Below are 17732 nucleotides of genomic sequence, written 5' to 3' on the forward strand. Positions count from 1 at the left end.
ACCCATGCGCTCAGACATCAGCCCGAACCGTATTTCGATCAGCGACCGCTATCCCATGCTCGGCTTCACCATCCGAAGCCACGGGATGCCGCAACTTGCAGAAGTCACGCTGGCAACCGATCCGGCCCTGTTTCGGAATGCGGAGAAACGGTCCCCTGATAACTTCTTCTCCACCGCGTCGATGGGGCCGCTGCAGATCCTGGAGAGCGAGGCCGTCTACATTGTGCCCGCTGAGGTGCTGGCGCGTTTTGTCGGTAAGGAGAAGCTCTACTTTGCGCTGGCCACGCGCCCTGCGGATCAAAGCACAGGGTATCAGGTGCAGGTCATGCCGGATGCCGACAGCGTTTACATCACGCTTGCGGGGTTGACCGGGCGCAGCCTGCGGCGTGTGCGGATGTTCCCGAACCGGGCACAGCAGCTGCCGGGATACGGCAGCAATGGTCAGGCGGGTCTGACTTGGGCGGGAGATACCGCACAACCCAGCACGGATGAGGTGGAGACCCCGCAGAACGGTCGTACCGGGCAGAATGGGCAAAACGGGCAGGCGTCGCAGCCGCCCAGCGGTCAGAACGGCAATGGCGCACCGGCGGCCAAACCTGCGCCCTACAATGATGGATTTGGTGATCTGCCGCCATTGCCGGAGGACGCACCGCCTGCCGCGCGTGTCGTGCCCGGACCGGAGGAAGAGATCGACGCCGAAGATGTCGCTGAGAATGAGGATGACGACGTCAGCGTCGAAGAAGAAGCCGAGATTCAAGCGGAGGAGGAAACCCCTCCCGAAGACGCGGCGATCGCGGCAGCACTGGGCGATACGCAGCCCGCTGTGCGCGACGTGCGGGTTGGTGAGAAAATCGCGGCACAGGCACCTGAAACGAGTCCGATGGGCACAGCGCTGGAGCTTGCCCTCGACGCGGCAATCATCGCCAATCCTCCTCTGGCGACCACGGTTGCGGCCATTCGACTTGCCAATGCACAGGGCCTGTCCGTCGGTCTGGGCATCGCCGTTTCAGGCGGGTTCGCCGCTGGCGGGGCCCTGGGCACCGGTGTCATCTTTGCGCCGGGTAACAAGCTGGGTGTCTACGGCGTGGGCGAGCTTGATCTCGGGGCGATCTTCTCGATCAGCGGCACCATCCAGATGACGGTGCTGAACGGCGGTGTCTCGGCCTTCGAAGGGATCACTTACGTGGCTGGTTTCTCCGCCGGAGAAGGTATTGTGGGCGGCGGTGCCGCGATCTTCGATACCAACAACGAGTTCATCGGCGTATCTGTCGAGATAGGTCTCGGCATTGGCTCGCCCCTGGATGTCTATGCGGGCGTGCAGCGCGGGGTGTCCCAGAGCCTTGGTTTTGCGGCGGCTTTCGGGGCCAATCCGGTTCTGGCCGAACCGATGCTCCGCGACAGCAGCGCCGATGCGCGCCGCTACGCGCCCCGGTGGCGGCATCTGCTGCGCTGGCGCGTGCCCTCCGCCATCCGTTCGGAAGTCAGCAGACGCGGGTTCAGTATCCAGACCTTCGCCAGCGCGCGCGGTGACCTGAACCTTGATCTATTGGAAGTGAAGGTCAACCGCCTGCCGTCCGGTCAGTCTGCCGAAGACCTGATCCGGCATATCCGTATCAACATGGCGCGTTTCGTCAATCCGACGCTGACCCGGTTCGATTTCTTCTCCGCAGCGGATTCGCGCAAATGGAGCGGGTCGAGCCCCGAAGGCACCATGTTCAACCTGCGTATCCCCGGCGACAACGCGGCGGTTGTGGCCTCCAAGGTGGAGCCGCGCAAATGGCGCTTTACCACCATCGAAACACCGGCAACGGGCACGCATCCCGTCTCCGGTCACCGCGAATTCGGCATCAGGGAAACGGATGACGACGGCTATATCATCTACACCCGCGGTGCGGATCGGTTCACCTATCCCAGCGCAATGGGTGCGCTTGAAACACCTGCTTTCGCCGTGGCGGAACGGCTGTGGCGCAGTTTCCAGGAAAAGGTGGCCGAACACGTCAATCGCAACGGCGGATCGGCCCGCGTGTTGACCCCGTTCCGGCGGCACTTCTCCTGGCGCGATACCACGCGCGCGCTGGCGGGCTCGGGCCGCAGCGGGTCGCAGGCCTTGAGCGCGAACGACGATCCCTACACGCTCGAAATCAAGTACCGCATGTTCATTCCCTCCCCGGCGATCACCGGACCGTTCAGCGATGATTACGGCGGGGACGGGCGTGGGTTCTCCTACGATCAGGGCAGCAGCCGGGGCGAAATCGTGGCGTCGGTCAAGCTGACCCGTGGCATGGGCATTGAACGCCTGCGCGTTCTGCGCCGCCACTGGGGCGAATCCAAAGCCTATGACAGCGATGATACCTATGCGGTCAATGGCAAACCGGACTGGTGGCTGGGCAAACGGTCAGGTGCCACGCCGACCGAACGCAAGACCCTGCGGGCCGATGACGACAATCTGAACGTCGAGATGGGCACCTCCGGGCGCTGGGCGATACAGGCGGCGCTGGAGAATGCCTCCGTTGTCAGCGTGAAGGCCGAAGGGGCCATGCCGCTGTCGCGTGTCGCCCCCGACATCGACGCCGATGTTGCCGTTTTTATCCGCATGCACAACGGTCAGATCCAGGTCAGGGCTGGCGGGCGGCATGACGGCTTCCCCTGTCATGAGCTTTATGTGAATGGCCGGTCGATCTATCGCTATGACCCGGTTGCCGCCGGGAACGGTCCCAGCTCGCTTGCCGGGTGGGGGGACACCGAGGTCAACACGCGCTGGGTCACCGTCGCGCGTCCCGGGTCGAGCGCGCAGGCGCTTGCGATCAACGAGAGTTTCACGATCAACTGGGACGATGTGGATAAGGTGGCGCAGCCCACCAACGCAAGCTGCTGGGCAGCGGCGGCGGCCATGGTCGTCGGCTGGCGCGACAAGATCAGCCTGTCGCCGAGCATGGTTGCGGAAATCGCGGGCAGGCCGATCAAAAAAGGTCTGAACCCGGACAACGTACAGGACCTTGCAGAAGCACTGGAGCTGACCGCAGTGGCGGGACAAAGCTTCACTGCCCAGGGGTTCCGCGATCTGCTGGAAGACAATGGCCCGCTTTGGGTTGGCGTGGCGCTGCCCGGGTCGCTGCACGCGGTTGTCGTGACCGGCATGTACAACGATGAAAATGGTGACCTGATGGTGCGGATCACGGACCCTTGGGATCGGATCGTGGGCACGCCGGGCACGCCGGGCAGTCACAAATCCACCCATCTCACCGGCAGCCGCTACATCATGACATGGCCCGCCTTCCAGCAGGAATACGAGCTGATGGGGGCGTCGACCACCGGGCGGTCCTTCCAGATACTGCATGCGGGCGGGCACCATGGTCATACGCTGAACCGGGGCACGCAGGCGCCGCCTCCGGGTTATGCGGCTGCACTGATGAAGGATACCGCATCTCCGCCGCCTGCCGTCGCAGCGCCAACACCCAACGGTGCGGCGACGCCTGCAGCGATTGCTGTCACGGTTTCGGAGGAAGCCGCGCCGATTGCGCCCGCCGCCGTGATCCCCGTAAGCGGTCCGAACGGTGTGCCGACCGAGACACGCTGGACCACCGCCGTGACGGAGATATTGGGTGCCGACCAAGTCGCGGCGCTTGCGCAGCTTCCGGCATTGGCGGCCACACGCGGTTGGACCATCGCCGTGGGGCTCGACACCCCACAAAGCTACGCCGCGCCGGGTGTAGGCGTTGCCCCCGGTGGTACGATCTTCCGCTATGGCGGCGATCCCGCTGCTGCAGCGGCAAGCGCTACGGACCCGGCCAAGCTGCTGGTGACAATTGCCGAAGGGGAGCCGCAACTCTTCACGCAATGGGCCAAGGCACGCTCGTTCGCAACGGATACCCAGGTGACCGGTGCCGTGCTGCTTGATGGTTCTGACATGCCGCTGGCGCTTGCCATGCGCCTTGTCGCAGGCCCGGGCTTGCCAGACCGGATCGAGGCAATCTCAACGGCTGTCACCACCGCGTTTACGCCAAGTGCGGCGGCTGCGCCCGCCCCTGCACCCGTGGTACCTGCCGTGCCCGCGCCCGCAGCACCCGTGGCGCAACCCCCGGTAGTCGAGGCGGCACCGCAGCACCCGGGCAATGGGGCGGCAGCGACGCCCGCCGTCCCGCCAGCGGCTGCATCAGCCCTGGCTGCAATGATGCAGGCGAGCGCGGGCACGCCCGCACCCGGCCCGCAGAATGGCGCGATGCCGCCCCTGCCCGGACAGCCGGTGCCGCCCCCCATCGAACCACCGATCATGCCACCGCAGCCAACCCCGCATCCCGACGGTGATTTCCCGCCGCCGGGCGTGACGATCCACCGATCGGACGTGGACCGCAACGGCGTGCGCTATGCGCTCTTCCTGATGGACGGCAGCGTATATCCCGACATGCCGCCCGCCGTTGCGCAGCCGCTGATACCGGGGCAACAGGTCGTGCTGGACGACTGGCCCTATCTTGACGGGGCATCGGGCCGCAGCAAGGGCGGCGTCGTGCTCGACTGGTCCTACGGCGGTGGCGCCGTGGGCAATGTCCGGACGGCCCCCGGCAGCCCGGCTGTCCACGATGGATGGGCCGTGGCCGTCACCACGGACGTAGGACCTGGGCCATCGGATTCCGATGAGACCAAGCTGCAGGTCACCGTCCGCACGACCTTCACCAAACAGGGGGAACAGACCCGGACCGGCGTGTGCCACGTGATCCTTTGCGGCTCCGGCAAGCATGAGGTCAGCCACGCGGATGAGAGCCTCACCCCGCAACCGGCCATGGCATAGGGAGCCACGCGCGTGACCGGTAAATATCATCAGGGACTTCCCCCACCACCGCCTGCTCCGGCACGGGCGGTGGCTGCACCGCTGGCACGGGACATCTTTGGCAATGAAATCCCGCCACAGCCCGGCGCGCAGCCGCAGCAACCCTTTCAGGACCCGGCCGCGGAGAAGAAACCGCCCCGCGAAAAGGCCACCGATGCGCTGGGGCGGCGCACGGGCGCGTTGCTTGACGAAATCGACTTCCCGGCCTTTGTCGCCTCCCTCGTTGACGGCACCTTCAACGGTATCACCGACAGCGCCATCCGGCAGATGGAAGCCTACGCCGATCTGGTGGCCGCTGTTGCCAAGCCGCTGGACCAGTTTGCCCGCGAAAACGTGACCCGCAATCAGGCGCGGGACTGGCTGGCAGAACAGTATCCCGGTGACGTGCAGCTGGTGAACACCGGCAATGAATACCAACTAACACCACGCGGTGCCTCCGAGGAGGAGTTCACCGAACCGCCCAGCTGGCTGGCGGATTTCGGTCTGGACGGCAATGAGCTGTCGGGCGAGTTTCTGGAACAATCCGTGCTGCCCGCCGCGCGCGAAAGGGTGGCGCAACAACGGCTGTCAACGCTGGCGACCATGGTGTTGACCGGCATGAACCGCGTCGTGGTCAAGGACGGCACCATTGGCGCGCGGCTGCGGTTCCGCGCCGCCGCCTCGGACAGCGTTGCGCTGGATTTCGCGACCTCGAACGATCCCGCATCCGGGCAGACGCAATGGGGGCGGCGCGGCACACAGCGCGGGTCCGCCGTGACCAAAGTGTCGACCATCGACGTCAACGCGCAGTCGGATTCCGAGCTGGAAGCGCGCCTTTATGGCGATGTAAAAATCAACTTTGCCTCCGAGACCCTGCCGCTCGACCGCTTCATGGATCAGGCGGAAATGGCTATTCTGGAGCGCCACTCCCGCAACCGGGCCGCCATCGCGCGGGCCGAACAGCAGCCGATTGCACCGGTACCGGCACCAGCCGCCGCCCCTGCACCAGTGGCACCACAACCGGTCGCACCGGCCCCTGCGGCGCTCCCACCCGCGCCTAACCCGCAGGGAGGCGGCGGATCATGAGCCTTCTGCGTCCCCTGCACGAAACCCTGACGGATATCGCCGATGGTGCGATGACCGAAACGCTGGTGGCGGCGGGCAATTTGCCACTGCGGGTCACCTCGTTGGAAATGTCCGTGCCGCTGGATGTCCGCTGGGCGGGGGATGAGGGTGTTTTTCAGGCTGATTTCCCGCTGTTCCGGCGTCGCACGGCATTTGATCCGGAACCCGCACAGCTGACCATCACGCTAGGGGAGGCGCCGGTATGAACGCGCAGGCGACCCTCCCGCTCGAAAACTTCATCCAGGCGGTGCAGAGCCAGCTGGACAAGGCGCAATCGGCCATGGCCGTCAAAGCGCGCAACCTGAACCTGCCGATGACCTTTGCCATCAAGGACATCAACCTTGATCTGCGGGCGCATGTGGAGTTCGCTGCGGGGGAAATCCGCATACGGCCTGCGGGCGCGGATGAGAAAGAAGCCAGCGTGTTTCACATCGTGTTCACGGCCATCACCCGCCCGATGATCGAGGAAAACGCCGCCGCCTTCGCCACGGACCCCGATGATCAGGCGCTGGATACGCTCGATGAGGATTTGACCGAGGAAGAGCGGCGCAAGCTGGAATGGGTCGGCGTGCGCACCGTGGGCAAGCTGCGCGAATTGGAACGCAAGGGCATTGGCGGCGAGATTGGGCGAGTCACCAACCTGCCCGTGGACCGGTTGCGCAAGGCGCTGCGCCGCGCTGCCTCGCCGATGGTTGAGGATGTATCGCCGGTGGATCGTGACGATGACACTCCCGGTCAATTGCGCCGCATCCTGCGGGTCCGGGGCCGCAACCTGACCGAGGAGGGGCGTACGCCTGCCGTCCGCATCGACGGACGACCCACGCCGATCCTCAAGGCAACACCGCGAGAGATCCTGCTGGCACCCGAGGCAGACCAATGGTCGGGCGAGATGCAGGTGGAAGCAGCACCGGACCTGGCCACCTCCATGAGTTTTGACCTGTCGGCCTTTTCAACACCCGTGGCACCTGTTTCATCGCCGCCGAATGGCTCGGCAGGGACCCTGCCACCAGCACCGGAGGGCGTGTCATGAACCTTCTGATGCCCTGGGCCGACCCCGATGACCGGGTGTATTCCTCTCCCACCAGCCTGCTTGTCAAGATGCGGCTGGGGGAGGCGCCCGACCATGCGCCGGCGCTTCTGGATGTGCATGACTGCTGCCATGATCCCGCGCATCATCTGGATCGCGGCCCCATTGATCGCATCCTCTCGCGCTATGCCGGGGCGGTCCGCGCCGCGCGGCTGCATTGTGCGGCCTGCAGCCAGTACCATCGCGGCCATCGACATCACGGCTATGACGACGTTGAGCAGATGACCGGCGTGGCCCGCACGTTCTTCATCAAAGTGCCGCGCGGCGCCCCGATTGCACGTATATGCGACCGGTTGCGCCAGATTGCCGCCGTCGAAGCGGTCACGCCGAATTACGTGACCGCGCAGAGCATGGATGTTGAACCGGGGCTGGAGCGACCGCGCGCGACCAATGACGCGACCGCATGGCACCCGCGTAACATGGTGGGCGCTGCGGAGGCTTTGGAGCACGAGCCCGGCGATCCGGGCATCCTGATCGGGGTGATCGACAGCGGTCTGGCGCAGGGGCATCCCGAATTGGCGGGCCGTGTGCGGGAGGGTGGATTTGATACCGTCAAACTGCACAGCACCGATGTGGCCCCGGGGGTGCATCTGCTGGGCGACTACACCGAGAACGACCCGCATCCGGTGGATGATTTCGTCGGGCACGGCATGGGGTGCGCTGGGATCATTGCCGCCCTTGGCCTTGATATGCCGCCGGGTCTTGCGGGGCAGTGTCGCGTGCTGCCGATGCGCGCGCTGGGGGCGGCGAAGCTACCGGACAAGGTTCTGCCCGTGGGGCTCGGCGCGCTGTCGGATCTCGACCTGGCGATCACGCTGGCGGTCAATCTGGGCGCCAAGGTGCTGAACCTCAGCTTTGGCACCAGCGATGCCGCGCTGGCCCCGAACAGCCCGCGTCCGCATGAGGATACGATCCGATATGCGGTGGCGCGGGGATGCGTGATTGTCGTGGCCTCGGGAAATTCCGGGCGCGAGGAACGCTTCTGGCCCGCCGCCTACCCGGAGGTCATCACCGTCGGAGCCGTGGATGCCACGGGCCAGCCTGCCGCCTTTTCCACCCGCGGCGATCACGTGACGCTGTCAGCACCTGGCGCGCGCATCCTGACGACGTCGTTGGGCAGCTACCAATATGCCACGGGCACCAGCTTTGCCGCGCCCTTTGTCGCCGGTGCCGCCGCCTTGCTGGTATCGCGTGCCGCGCGCATGTCGCGCCCGCTGGACGGCCGGCAGGTGCGCGACATTCTCATCCGTTCCTGCCAGCCGTTTCCCGGCGGGGCGCCTCATTCCGGTGCGGGGGCGGGTATTCTCGATGCCGCCGCCGCGCTGACCACCCTGGACGAGATGATCGTCCATTCACCCGGAGAGATGGGAGGACAGCATGTGCATTGAGCTGATCCTGTTCCCCCGTCCGATCCCGCCATCGAGCACAATCAAGGAGACTTGACATGGCACTTTACAAAACCCGTTTCCGCGATATTGCATTGCGGGAGATCAAGGAACACCTCAAACTGACCAACCGCAAAGCGCAGTTGGACAAGAAGATCGCAGACAAGCTGCAACTGGCGCAGACTGAGCAGGAAGAGCTCGACCGCATCAACAGGGTGCTGAAGGTCATCGACGCGGCCACGGACCCCAAGGAAACCGCCAACCCGCTGTTCGCCGCCTTCCGCTACCTGATGCAGGACGAGGATTGCGCCAACAAGGAAACGCTTGTCGCGCATGATGACGGCAGGCTGAAGTTTGCGAAACTGGCATCCGACAGTTCCAAGACGCCCAAGATGTCCGCGGTGTCATCGCCCAAGGATGAGAACATCGTTCTGGCGGCCCTGACCCTTGGCATCTTGGAGCTGGAAGGCACAGAGGCGCCACAGATCATCGCGGCGTCCAGCCCGGTGCCTGCAGGGTTCTGCATTGTCCCGGACCGGTCGGACACGCGCTGGAACAGCGTCTCGCAGGCCTTTTATTCAGCTTTGGGCGAAGCCAAGGGCATGGAAGACCTTGCCCGTCTGGTGCTGCCGATCCTTGCAGAGGAGGGTAATGCGGACGGTCGCGGCGGTCGTGACCCAGAGGTGATGGTCCGCGAGTTCGCGGAGATCATGCGCGAACTGGTACGGCGTGGCGTGTCGGCGGATGAAATCCAACTGCGCCGCCGCGTGAACGAGGCGCTGAACCGCTTTCAGCATATCGACGAGGCCGGGCCCTATACCCGCGTCGCCACCCGCGACAACGGCATCAACCCGCCCGATCTGGAAGCACTGGACCGCTACAACCTCGTGCCGGAAAACATCCGGCTGATGGGGGTCATGTTCGTCTCGGCGATGTTCGATGAAATCCGGGCATTCCAATGCCTTGACTACTGTGTCGAGGCCAGCCAGCGGGGCGAGATTGTCCTTGTCGGCAACAACGACGTGGGCCAGTGGCTGTTCAACTACTGGCGTGACGCGCCCAACCGGTTGAGCGATCTGGAGCGGCGCACGTTCCTGTCGCAGACCATCGGTGTGCCGGGTGGCGAGCCGGGGTATTCGCGCAATGAAAATGCGCAACCGCTGATGCTGCATCTCTGCAGCAACGTCTCGAAGCTGATCACCCAGTACCGCGAGGCGGAAAACGTGTCGTTCATCTTCCAGCAACGCGCCCGCAAGGCCGCGCGCGATCTGGCGGCGAACCTGTCATTGCACGGCTACGGCATGGCCTACTACGCCGCAGGCGAGTTGCAGAAACAGCTGAACTTCGTGATCGATGTGCTGAGCCATCCGGAAATCCGTGCAAACTTCGGGGCGCGGGATATGTGGCAGGTCTGTGACCAGATCAACACGCTGCATCTGCCGGGTGGACCGAAAAACACGCTGAAATATCAGACGCTTGCGACCTGTGGGACGATCATCACCGCCTGGCTGGCCAATAACGCCCATCACATCATGTCGAGCACGGGCCAGCTTCTGGACATGGGTGAGGTGCGCAATCCGTCACCCTATCCGCCCGGTCAGAAGGCGATCACCCATCCCAATGATTTCGACTTCGTGAATGCCTGCGAGCTTTACCTGTCGGAATACGCGATCCCGGATACGGAGACCAACCAGTATGCCGCGATGCGTGCTGCAGAAGAGCAACCGTCCCGGCCCATTCAAATGCCCTCTGTTGTGCAGGAGATCGTGGGCGACATTGGCGACCTTGGCATCGGTCTGAGCCGTCACTGAAGCCCAGAGAGGAGACATGTTATGTTTACGCATCCATTGGCCAACCGGGTCAAACACAAGCTGTCGCGATGGGCCGATCATCTGAACACGGCCAATCCGGCGGGCGACCTGGAACCGCTGCTTGAACGAACGTTCGTGCGGGATGACCCCGCTGCTTACGGGCGCAACATGCTGATGCCCATGGCCCTGCCGGTTGAGCCGTCCTTTGCGGAGGATCAGCCGGACAAAATGCGCATCACGCTCCAGCCGCTGCCGCCCGAAGCGCCGGGGATCGACCGGCGCGACACGGTCACGGCGGCCATGCGGTCTTTTGTTAACGGGCTGGCGGGGCGCGAGGCGGTGCGCTGGTTCGATCAGGCCTCGGAACCGCACCGCGGGTTTCATGGCAACGCCGCGCTGAACTATGGTGCTTTCTTTGGCACCGCGCATGACCGCAACGGGCTGCACACCACCAAGGTCTACTATGAGACGCCGGAGGGGCAGGGGGCCATCGACGGGCTACCGCCTAATCTGGTGCGGGTTGTGATGACCGCGCTGCAGGGCATTCCGGGCCTCAAGCCGCTCTTTACCACCATCGCCGCGCGCCGTGATGCGGGCGAGCAGCGCCTGACTTTCGCCTGCACCACACCGCTGAAGTTATCGGATTTGCAGCCGACGCTGGATGTGCTGGGGTTGGGGCACCGTTTGGGCAGTATCATGCAGACGCTGGGTCTGGTTCTGGGGGGCAAGTTCGACCTGCCCGCGCACAGCACGCTTTTGGCCTTTGGCCACGGGCCTGCGGGGCCGGATTTTGAAATCTACGTGCTGCTGAGTGCCATCGACGATGTGCCGCCCAGCTTTCTAAGCCTGCTGACAATGGGGCTGGCGGAACGGCCCAGATCCCTGCGGGCGCTGGAGCGCTGGATGGGCGCGCTGACTCCCGAGGATGACTATTGGCCGGGGCGTTTTTCGATCATCAGCCTGCGGACCAACCGCGTCAGCCCGCCGCGCGTGAGCCTCTACCTGCGCCCCGCGGAATTCGAACTTCCCACGCCCGAGCAGACAGCCGCCTGACATAAGGAGCGCGTCCCATGTTTAATATTGCCCCACCGGCTCCTGCCGCCGCCCTTCAGAAAGGTAACGCACCGAACATCCATGTGCGCCGCAAAGTACGCGATCTACTGGAGAAGTCTGAGGCTTTTCAGGCGCTGGATGACAAGGAACGCCAGACCTTTGCGAACAACATGACGAAGGTGGCCGATTTCCTCGCCAGCCCGATGGGGGTTCCCGGCAATACCATTCCCGGTGGGATGGGCACCACGGCCAGTGCGCTTGAGGACGATCCGCAACCGGTGCAGGAGGCGACCTTTCAGGAACGCATGGACGCGGTGGAAGACGTGGCCGCAGGTCCCTTCCGGGCCGAAGCCGCCCGTGAAGGTGCCGAAGTTGCCGGGCTGCTGCTCGACCAGGTTCGGTTCGATGATTTCGTTGGTGGGCTGATCCAGAATGTCTTCCAGAGTATCGTGCAATCGTCCATGGAACAGATGGAGCAATATCAGGAACTGATCGCTTCTGTCGCGCAAAGCCTTGATTCCTTCATGGATCAGCATGTGTCCGAAAATCAGGGTCGCGACCATATGGTCGACAAGTTCCCCGATCTGTTCGAAATCGGCATGGATGACTGGGGCGGTTTTGACGACGGCCCCGCACAACCCAAACTCAAGCTGCGCGAGGGGGTTGAGGAAGATGCGGCCCTGCGCAAGGTCAACAATTCGATCAGCTTTGAAAATGGCGAGCTGAAGACGCTCGATCTGAGCGATGAGAACGTCGAGAAGGCGCTGGTGCACAATGCCCGGCTGCAACTGGCCAAGCAGCGCCAGCAGATGATGGCCTCGCTGATCCTGATGGGGATCAACCGGATCGTGGTGACCGACGGTCGGATTTCGGCGAAAATCCTCTATGATTTCCGCGCCGGGGACCGTCAGATTTCACGTCGGTCGGCGACGGCGATGGATGTGGCCCGCGATGCGGACGGCAATGTCCAGACGGTCAGGTCCGGTGAAAGCGAAATGGAAATCGACTCCAGCAGCGAGCGGCGGGGCCGGAGCTATGATGGCGATGGCGGCTCCGAAGGCGGGACGCGCAACGCCGAGTTCTATCTCAAGGGCAAGCACAAGTATCAGGACAAGCCGGTGATCACCGCCTCGGCCAGCGCCATGACCGGATCGGAGACACAGATCCAGACCAAGGTGCAGCTGGCGGGCAATGTCTCCGTCAACTTCAAATCCGACTATCTGCCGCTGGAGAAGATGGCGACGCCGGGCATGATCGCTGCGATCCAGGGCAACTCGTCACCGGTTGATCCGAACGTTCTGCCCTCGGCCAGACAGGTGGCACCCGCCTCGGGCGAGACCGCCAACTCAGGGCAGACCACACCAGGCACCGGGACGCTCCCGGCACCACCATCTTAAAGGGGCCAGGTGATGCAGCCCGCACATCCTCCTGATTGGACAAGCGCCGAAGCGCTGGATGCCGCGCGGCGGCAAACCCGTGCGTTTCTGGAGGCAATGCCCAACTACGAGGCGCTGAGCCAGACCGAGAAGCAGGCAATGGCCCGGAACACGGCCAAGGTTCTGTCCTATATGACCGACCCCGATGGTGTGTTGTCGGAAATCGGTGACGGCGATGTAGCACCACCGCCCGACAGATCGCCACCCGCCGCGGCCCTATCGGATGCGGCGGTGAATGCCACCAAAGAGGCATTGTCTGAGAGCCCAGGTTTCGCCGGTCAGGATTTTGTTGCCGGCGCGGTGGAGCAGGGCGTCGAGCAATACGGCGAGCTGATCCAGAAGGTGGATTTCCCCAAATTCGTCGGCGGGCTGATCACCAATGTCTTTCAGGCGATGGTCGAGGCCAGCATCGAACAGATGCGCGCCTATGGCGAGTTGATCGCGAATGTCAGCAAAACGGTCGATCAGTTTATGGCGGACAACATCGGTCAGGCAGCGGGGCGTGACTATCTGGCCGAAAAGTACCCCGGCGAGTTGGGCGTGGGTTTCTTCTCCAGCGCGGACAGCTTCGCCGAAGGGGGCGAAGAGGCCGGTGCCGAGACGCAGGCGCGGCTGGAAGCGCGTGGCGAAGACCCGGAGGTCTCGCTTGCCCGGATCAGTAAGGAGATGAACGTCAACCCGCCGATATCGGACATATCGGATGCTGATGCGGAGCTGCGGCTGGTCACGGCAGCCCGGCTGGAGATGGCCCAGTCCCGCCAGCAACTGCTGAGCTCGATGGTCATGCTGGGCATCAACCGCATTGTCGTGACCGACGGGTCGATCCGCGCGAAAGTCATCTTTGACATGCGCGCCCATGACACTGCCGGGCGGCAATACACGGCATCGATGCATGACAAGAAAACCGATGCCTCCTCGTTCAGTGCGCGGGCCGGGTATGGGTCATGGTATTCGCCGGTCTCCGGCTCCATCGGCACCTCGACCAGCAGCGAACATGTTGCCACCGTCGGCTCCGCCGTGGACGAGACATCGGAATCCAAGGCCGAGGTCAAATCGCGGCTGTCGGGTGAGGTGCGGGTCAACTTCAAATCCGACTACCTGCCGCTCGAAAAAATGGCGACGCCGGGCATGATCTCTACCATTCAGGGCAATTCCAGCCCGTTCAATCCCAATGCAGACCCAGCCGAGGGAGGCGCGTGATGATCCATCAACCGCTCTTTGCCCATGTGCATGCGACCCAACCGCCACCCGCGCCGGAAGAGGTGCTCGACCAGCTTCTGGAAGACGGCAGTCGCCACGCAGCCGCAGCACAGGCTTCCGTCTTCGCGGTCGGTCTGGATATGCTCGGCGATATCGAGCTGCCCCCAAGTGCCGCAACACAAGTCGACCGTGCGCAGATGCGGGCACTCGGGGCGCTCTATCTGGCGGCGGATCTGGAGCCTGCGGGCATTATCTCTTCAGCGGAAACGCTGTCGTCTCTTGCCTCCTCCGGGGCGCTTGGGATTGATCTTGGCCCTGTGGCGGGACCCCTGCACGCCTTCTGGCGCAAGCGTCACCAGCGGCCTGATCCGTCCGAGCGCAACGCCTTCTATGCCCGTCTTTTTGGGGTCTCTTACGGTCCGATCCCGGCGGATGGTGTGGCGAACATGGCGTTCGAGGCGCGGATGCTGGAGCTCTGCGAGGCAATCTACCGGCTGGACGAACAACAGGCGCGCTATTCGAACGATGCGCCCTCTGCCAATACGGCGCGTATCCGATCCGCGGCACGCGGCATGTTGGGCAACCTGTCCCGTGCGGGTGGTGGCATTACGCCCTTTATGGCTACAGAACTCATGGCGGCGCTCAAGGAAGCGCTTGCGATCCTCAAACACCCCCATTTGCGCGGCCTCTTTGCGGCGCGCGACGTCTGGGATGTGATCGCTGGTATTCGCAGGCGCGCGCGGATGACAGGGGGCGATCCGCGCATGTTCGTGGATCGGGGTCGTGCTGGCATGACGATTATTGTCTGGCTGGCCGATGCTGCAGAAAGGTTGCGGCAATATGGTCAACCGATTGTCGGGCGCGGCGATCCGGTCATCCCGGCCGCGGTGGAGTGGTTGCAGGCCTCGCTGACGATCAGCGAGTTGCATGCGCGGACCCAGGCACCTGCACCGCCACCGCCCGGACAAGGGGGGCTCTGGGGTCAGGGGAACACCTCGCCGGCGTCGGATTGGGCCGACCTGGGGGTGTGACGCCATGACCGCGGTCGCCGCCATCCACGCAGCGCCGAACCGGCCCCGCAATGATGTGCGCCACGGTGTCCGCGCCCTGCTGACCGCTGCCGAAGGGTTTGACACGCTCGATCCCCAGACCCGTCAGGATGTGGCCAAATCGCTTGTGCGTATTTCCTCAACGGCGCTGACACTGGCCGAGGAGGCGGGATCCGATCCGCCCTCGCCGATTCCCCGCAAACGCCGCGCGCCCTTGGCAGAGGGACAGTCCGCCGGGCGCGCCTATTCCGGCACCGCCATCGACCAGATCGCCCCCCAGACGGAGCGCATTCTGAATGCGGTGTCCTTCCCGCGTTTCGTCGGTGAGCTGATCACCGGCGTGTTCAAGGCGATGAATGAATCGAACGAACAGCAGTTGGAAAGCTATGTGGAGCTGATCCGCAACGTAGCTGCGAGTACAGATGGTTTTGCCGACGCGAATATCGGAGATATGGGCGCGCGCCAGTGGTTGATGGAACGGTTCCCCGGCACGTTTCGCATTGAGGGCGACAGCGATGAAGGGTTTGACAACCCCGAGGAGATGAGCGCTGACGAACGGGCCGAATGGATGGCCGAGCGGGCGGCGAACCAGCGGCTTGAACTCAGTCCCGGCGCCGAGATGCCGTCCGAGGATGCGTTGCGCACGGCGTTGGGCGCGCCGCGCGGGTCATCGCTGCCGTCGGGCAACCCGGAGGCACTGGTCGGTCCGGTGCGGGCGCTTTTGGCGCGCAACAAACAGCAGATGCTGGCGACCATGGTAATGATGGGTATGCAGCGCATCGTGATCGATTCCGGGCGACTCAACGCCTCGATGCGGTTCCATATCGACGCCTCCAGTGCCGCCTCTGATGACCGCGGCTCCCGTTTTGATGTCCGCAACGAATTGCAGGCGGGTGTAAAGGCGCAGTTCGGGCCGTGGGGCGCGTCCGCGAAGATGAAAAACACCATCGGCTATGTCTCGACCGAGCGCACGCAGACCGAAGAGGAGGTCAATGCGGACCTCGAGCTCGACAGTGCGGTCGAGCTGATTTTCCGCACCGACTACGTGCCACTAGAGCGGTTGGCAGGCACCGGCGATGTGAACCGCATTCGGGTGAACGCGCTGAATCCCACCGAAGAGCGCCGTTTTGCCGAGGAACGCAGAACGGCCCGAGAAACGCGGCGCACCAGCCAACGCAACCAACGCAGCCAAGACCTGAACCAAGGCCTGCAACCGACGCAGTTTACGCAGGGTGGTGAAGAGTTGGAGGTGCCGGATCCAACTGGAACTGAGGAAGAAGGGGCAAGCGAAGAAGCCGCCAACGTTGAAGAAACCGGCGGCGAGCAAGCCGACGAAGGTGGCGGCGGCGAAGAATCTTCCAACGAGGGCGAGGGTGGCGGCGACGCTGAGCCCACGGAGGAGGGCACCACTGAGGAAGGTGGTGAGACCGCCGAGGAAGCCGCGTGACTTGCCCCTCGACCCAAACGAATTGCCGTCCTAGACTGGAGCGGTCCGCAAGAGGACGATCATGATGCAACCAGACCTTCGCCTTGTGCCCAAACCAGCGCTCCATGTCAGTGCGCGGTTGTGCGGCATGGTCGGATTGTTGCGCATGAACAACGACGAGTTGACCCGCCATGTCGCTGACATGGCTACGCGCAATCCGCTGCTCGACCTTGCGCCGGGCAGGCAGGGCGGGGGTGATGCATATGAAGCGCCGGTTGTTGCCGCCGAGGCCAGTCTCTATGCACATGTCCTGAGCCAGATCAGCGTGGCATTCGATGACCCGTTGCAGATGCGCATTGCGCAGGCCTTTGTTGAGGCGCTTGAACCCAGCGGCTGGTTGGGCCAGCCGGTGGCATCCATTGCTGAACACGCGGACGTGACCGTGCCGCAGGCGGAGGCCGTTCTGGCGCGTCTGCAGGACTTTGAACCAACCGGGTTGTTCGCCCGTGATCTTGCGGATTGTCTGCGCCTGCAACTGATCGACCGGGGGGATTGGGATGACGCGGCTGCGATTGTTGTCGCGCATTTGGGCATCATGCTCGAGGGTGGGGCCGACGCCTTGGCCGATGCCACGGATCTTGCGCCGGGCGTCGTCGCCGACACGCTGGCCGCGATCCGAGCGTGTGATCCCAAACCTGGCGCTGCGTTTCAACACGAAGATCCCAGCCTGGGCCGACGCCCGGATATCATCGTGCGCAAGGAGGCGGGCGGCTGGCAGATCGAGCTGGATCGGTCGACAATGCCGAGTGTCAATCTGGCAAATACTGGCAATGCAGTTGACCCGAAGCTCGCCAAGCTGCGCCGTGATGCACGTTGGCTGGTCAACGCGGTGCGCCTGCGCAATCAGATGACGCTCGATGTAGCGCGGGTCGTGATCGGTCACCAGGTGGGATTTCTTGAACGCGGCGTGCGTGGGCTGAAACCGCTGCGACGCTGCGACGTGGCTGATCGACTGGGCGTGCATGAAAGCACAGTGGGCCGGGTTGCCACGGGATTGCTGGTGCAGACACCTGTCCAGATGCTTGAACTGACACGGTTCTTTTCCCGTGCGCTTGGGCGTAAACGTGGGCCGACGGCATCGCGCCGCAAGCTGAAGACGCTATTGCGCGATTTGATTGCCGCTGAAGATCCAGACAACCCTCTGACCGATCAAATGCTGGCTAAAACGCTTTCCGAAGGCGCGGCCATGGTGTCACGCAGGACTGTGGCAAAGTATCGGCAGGCTCTTGGCATTCCAGGATCACCAATGCGCATACATATCGGCGCAAGTTCAATCTGACACCGATACGCTCAGGC

12 protein-coding genes are annotated in these 17732 nt (G+C 63.8%); all 12 read left to right on the top strand.

The features are described 5' to 3' along the window. Positions 1-4 precede the first annotated feature (4 nt). Entirely contained in the window at positions 5-4786 is a 4782-nt protein-coding gene (locus Q1A07_RS10860; protein WP_299780584.1) for a papain-like cysteine protease family protein, read from the top strand. A gap of 12 nt (positions 4787-4798) precedes the next feature. Continuing rightward, complete coding sequence (locus Q1A07_RS10865) at positions 4799-5890, top strand: hypothetical protein (RefSeq protein ID WP_299780586.1); 1092 nt, start codon at positions 4799-4801, stop codon at positions 5888-5890. Further along, positions 5887-6135 carry a hypothetical protein gene (locus tag Q1A07_RS10870; protein WP_299780589.1) on the top strand — a complete coding sequence of 83 codons (249 nt, stop codon included), beginning with the start codon at positions 5887-5889 and terminating at the stop codon, positions 6133-6135. Before Q1A07_RS10865 ends, Q1A07_RS10870 begins: the two co-directional genes overlap by 4 nt. Next, a complete protein-coding gene (locus Q1A07_RS10875; RefSeq protein ID WP_299780591.1) occupies positions 6132-6959 on the top strand; it encodes a hypothetical protein in 828 nt (275 codons plus the stop codon). The genes Q1A07_RS10870 and Q1A07_RS10875 overlap by 4 nt, the downstream gene beginning before the upstream one ends. Further along, the gene (locus Q1A07_RS10880) at positions 6956-8404 is read left to right on the top strand and encodes a S8 family serine peptidase (RefSeq protein WP_299780593.1); all 1449 of its coding nucleotides are present in this window, start codon (positions 6956-6958) and stop codon (positions 8402-8404) included. Before Q1A07_RS10875 ends, Q1A07_RS10880 begins: the two co-directional genes overlap by 4 nt. A gap of 56 nt (positions 8405-8460) precedes the next feature. Beyond that, positions 8461-10212 (top strand): hypothetical protein, encoded by a 1752-nt coding sequence (locus tag Q1A07_RS10885; RefSeq protein WP_299780595.1) that lies wholly within the window; start codon positions 8461-8463, stop codon positions 10210-10212. 21 nt (positions 10213-10233) lie between these two features. Next, positions 10234-11265, top strand: a complete 1032-nt coding sequence (locus Q1A07_RS10890) for a hypothetical protein (protein WP_299780597.1) — start codon at positions 10234-10236, stop codon at positions 11263-11265. Positions 11266-11282: 17 nt separating this feature from the next. Beyond that, a complete protein-coding gene (locus tag Q1A07_RS10895; RefSeq protein WP_299780599.1) occupies positions 11283-12662 on the top strand; it encodes a hypothetical protein in 1380 nt (459 codons plus the stop codon). A 12-nt stretch (positions 12663-12674) separates the two neighbouring features. Then, positions 12675-13901 (top strand): hypothetical protein, encoded by a 1227-nt coding sequence (locus Q1A07_RS10900; protein WP_299780601.1) that lies wholly within the window; start codon positions 12675-12677, stop codon positions 13899-13901. Then, positions 13901-14932 carry a hypothetical protein gene (locus Q1A07_RS10905; protein ID WP_299780603.1) on the top strand — a complete coding sequence of 344 codons (1032 nt, stop codon included), beginning with the start codon at positions 13901-13903 and terminating at the stop codon, positions 14930-14932. Before Q1A07_RS10900 ends, Q1A07_RS10905 begins: the two co-directional genes overlap by 1 nt. 4 nt (positions 14933-14936) lie before the next feature. After that, the gene (locus Q1A07_RS10910; RefSeq protein WP_299780605.1) at positions 14937-16397 is read left to right on the top strand and encodes a hypothetical protein; all 1461 of its coding nucleotides are present in this window, start codon (positions 14937-14939) and stop codon (positions 16395-16397) included. A 64-nt stretch (positions 16398-16461) separates the two neighbouring features. Then, complete coding sequence (rpoN, locus tag Q1A07_RS10915) at positions 16462-17715, top strand: RNA polymerase factor sigma-54 (RefSeq protein WP_299780607.1); 1254 nt, start codon at positions 16462-16464, stop codon at positions 17713-17715. Positions 17716-17732: the final 17 nt, after the last annotated feature.

The sequence above is a fragment of the uncultured Roseobacter sp. genome (genome assembly GCF_947492555.1).
In the GTDB taxonomy this organism is placed as follows: domain Bacteria; phylum Pseudomonadota; class Alphaproteobacteria; order Rhodobacterales; family Rhodobacteraceae; genus Roseobacter.

Coding starts and splice junctions, on each gene's coding strand:
- Q1A07_RS10860 (WP_299780584.1), top strand. CDS start 5: ATGCGCTCAGACATCAGCCCGAACCGTATTTCGATCAGCGACCGCTAT.
- Q1A07_RS10870 (WP_299780589.1), top strand. CDS start 5,887: ATGAGCCTTCTGCGTCCCCTGCACGAAACCCTGACGGATATCGCCGAT.
- Q1A07_RS10875 (WP_299780591.1), top strand. CDS start 6,132: ATGAACGCGCAGGCGACCCTCCCGCTCGAAAACTTCATCCAGGCGGTG.
- Q1A07_RS10880 (WP_299780593.1), top strand. CDS start 6,956: ATGAACCTTCTGATGCCCTGGGCCGACCCCGATGACCGGGTGTATTCC.
- Q1A07_RS10885 (WP_299780595.1), top strand. CDS start 8,461: ATGGCACTTTACAAAACCCGTTTCCGCGATATTGCATTGCGGGAGATC.
- Q1A07_RS10890 (WP_299780597.1), top strand. CDS start 10,234: ATGTTTACGCATCCATTGGCCAACCGGGTCAAACACAAGCTGTCGCGA.
- Q1A07_RS10895 (WP_299780599.1), top strand. CDS start 11,283: ATGTTTAATATTGCCCCACCGGCTCCTGCCGCCGCCCTTCAGAAAGGT.
- Q1A07_RS10900 (WP_299780601.1), top strand. CDS start 12,675: ATGCAGCCCGCACATCCTCCTGATTGGACAAGCGCCGAAGCGCTGGAT.
- Q1A07_RS10905 (WP_299780603.1), top strand. CDS start 13,901: ATGATCCATCAACCGCTCTTTGCCCATGTGCATGCGACCCAACCGCCA.
- Q1A07_RS10910 (WP_299780605.1), top strand. CDS start 14,937: ATGACCGCGGTCGCCGCCATCCACGCAGCGCCGAACCGGCCCCGCAAT.
- rpoN (WP_299780607.1), top strand. CDS start 16,462: ATGCAACCAGACCTTCGCCTTGTGCCCAAACCAGCGCTCCATGTCAGT.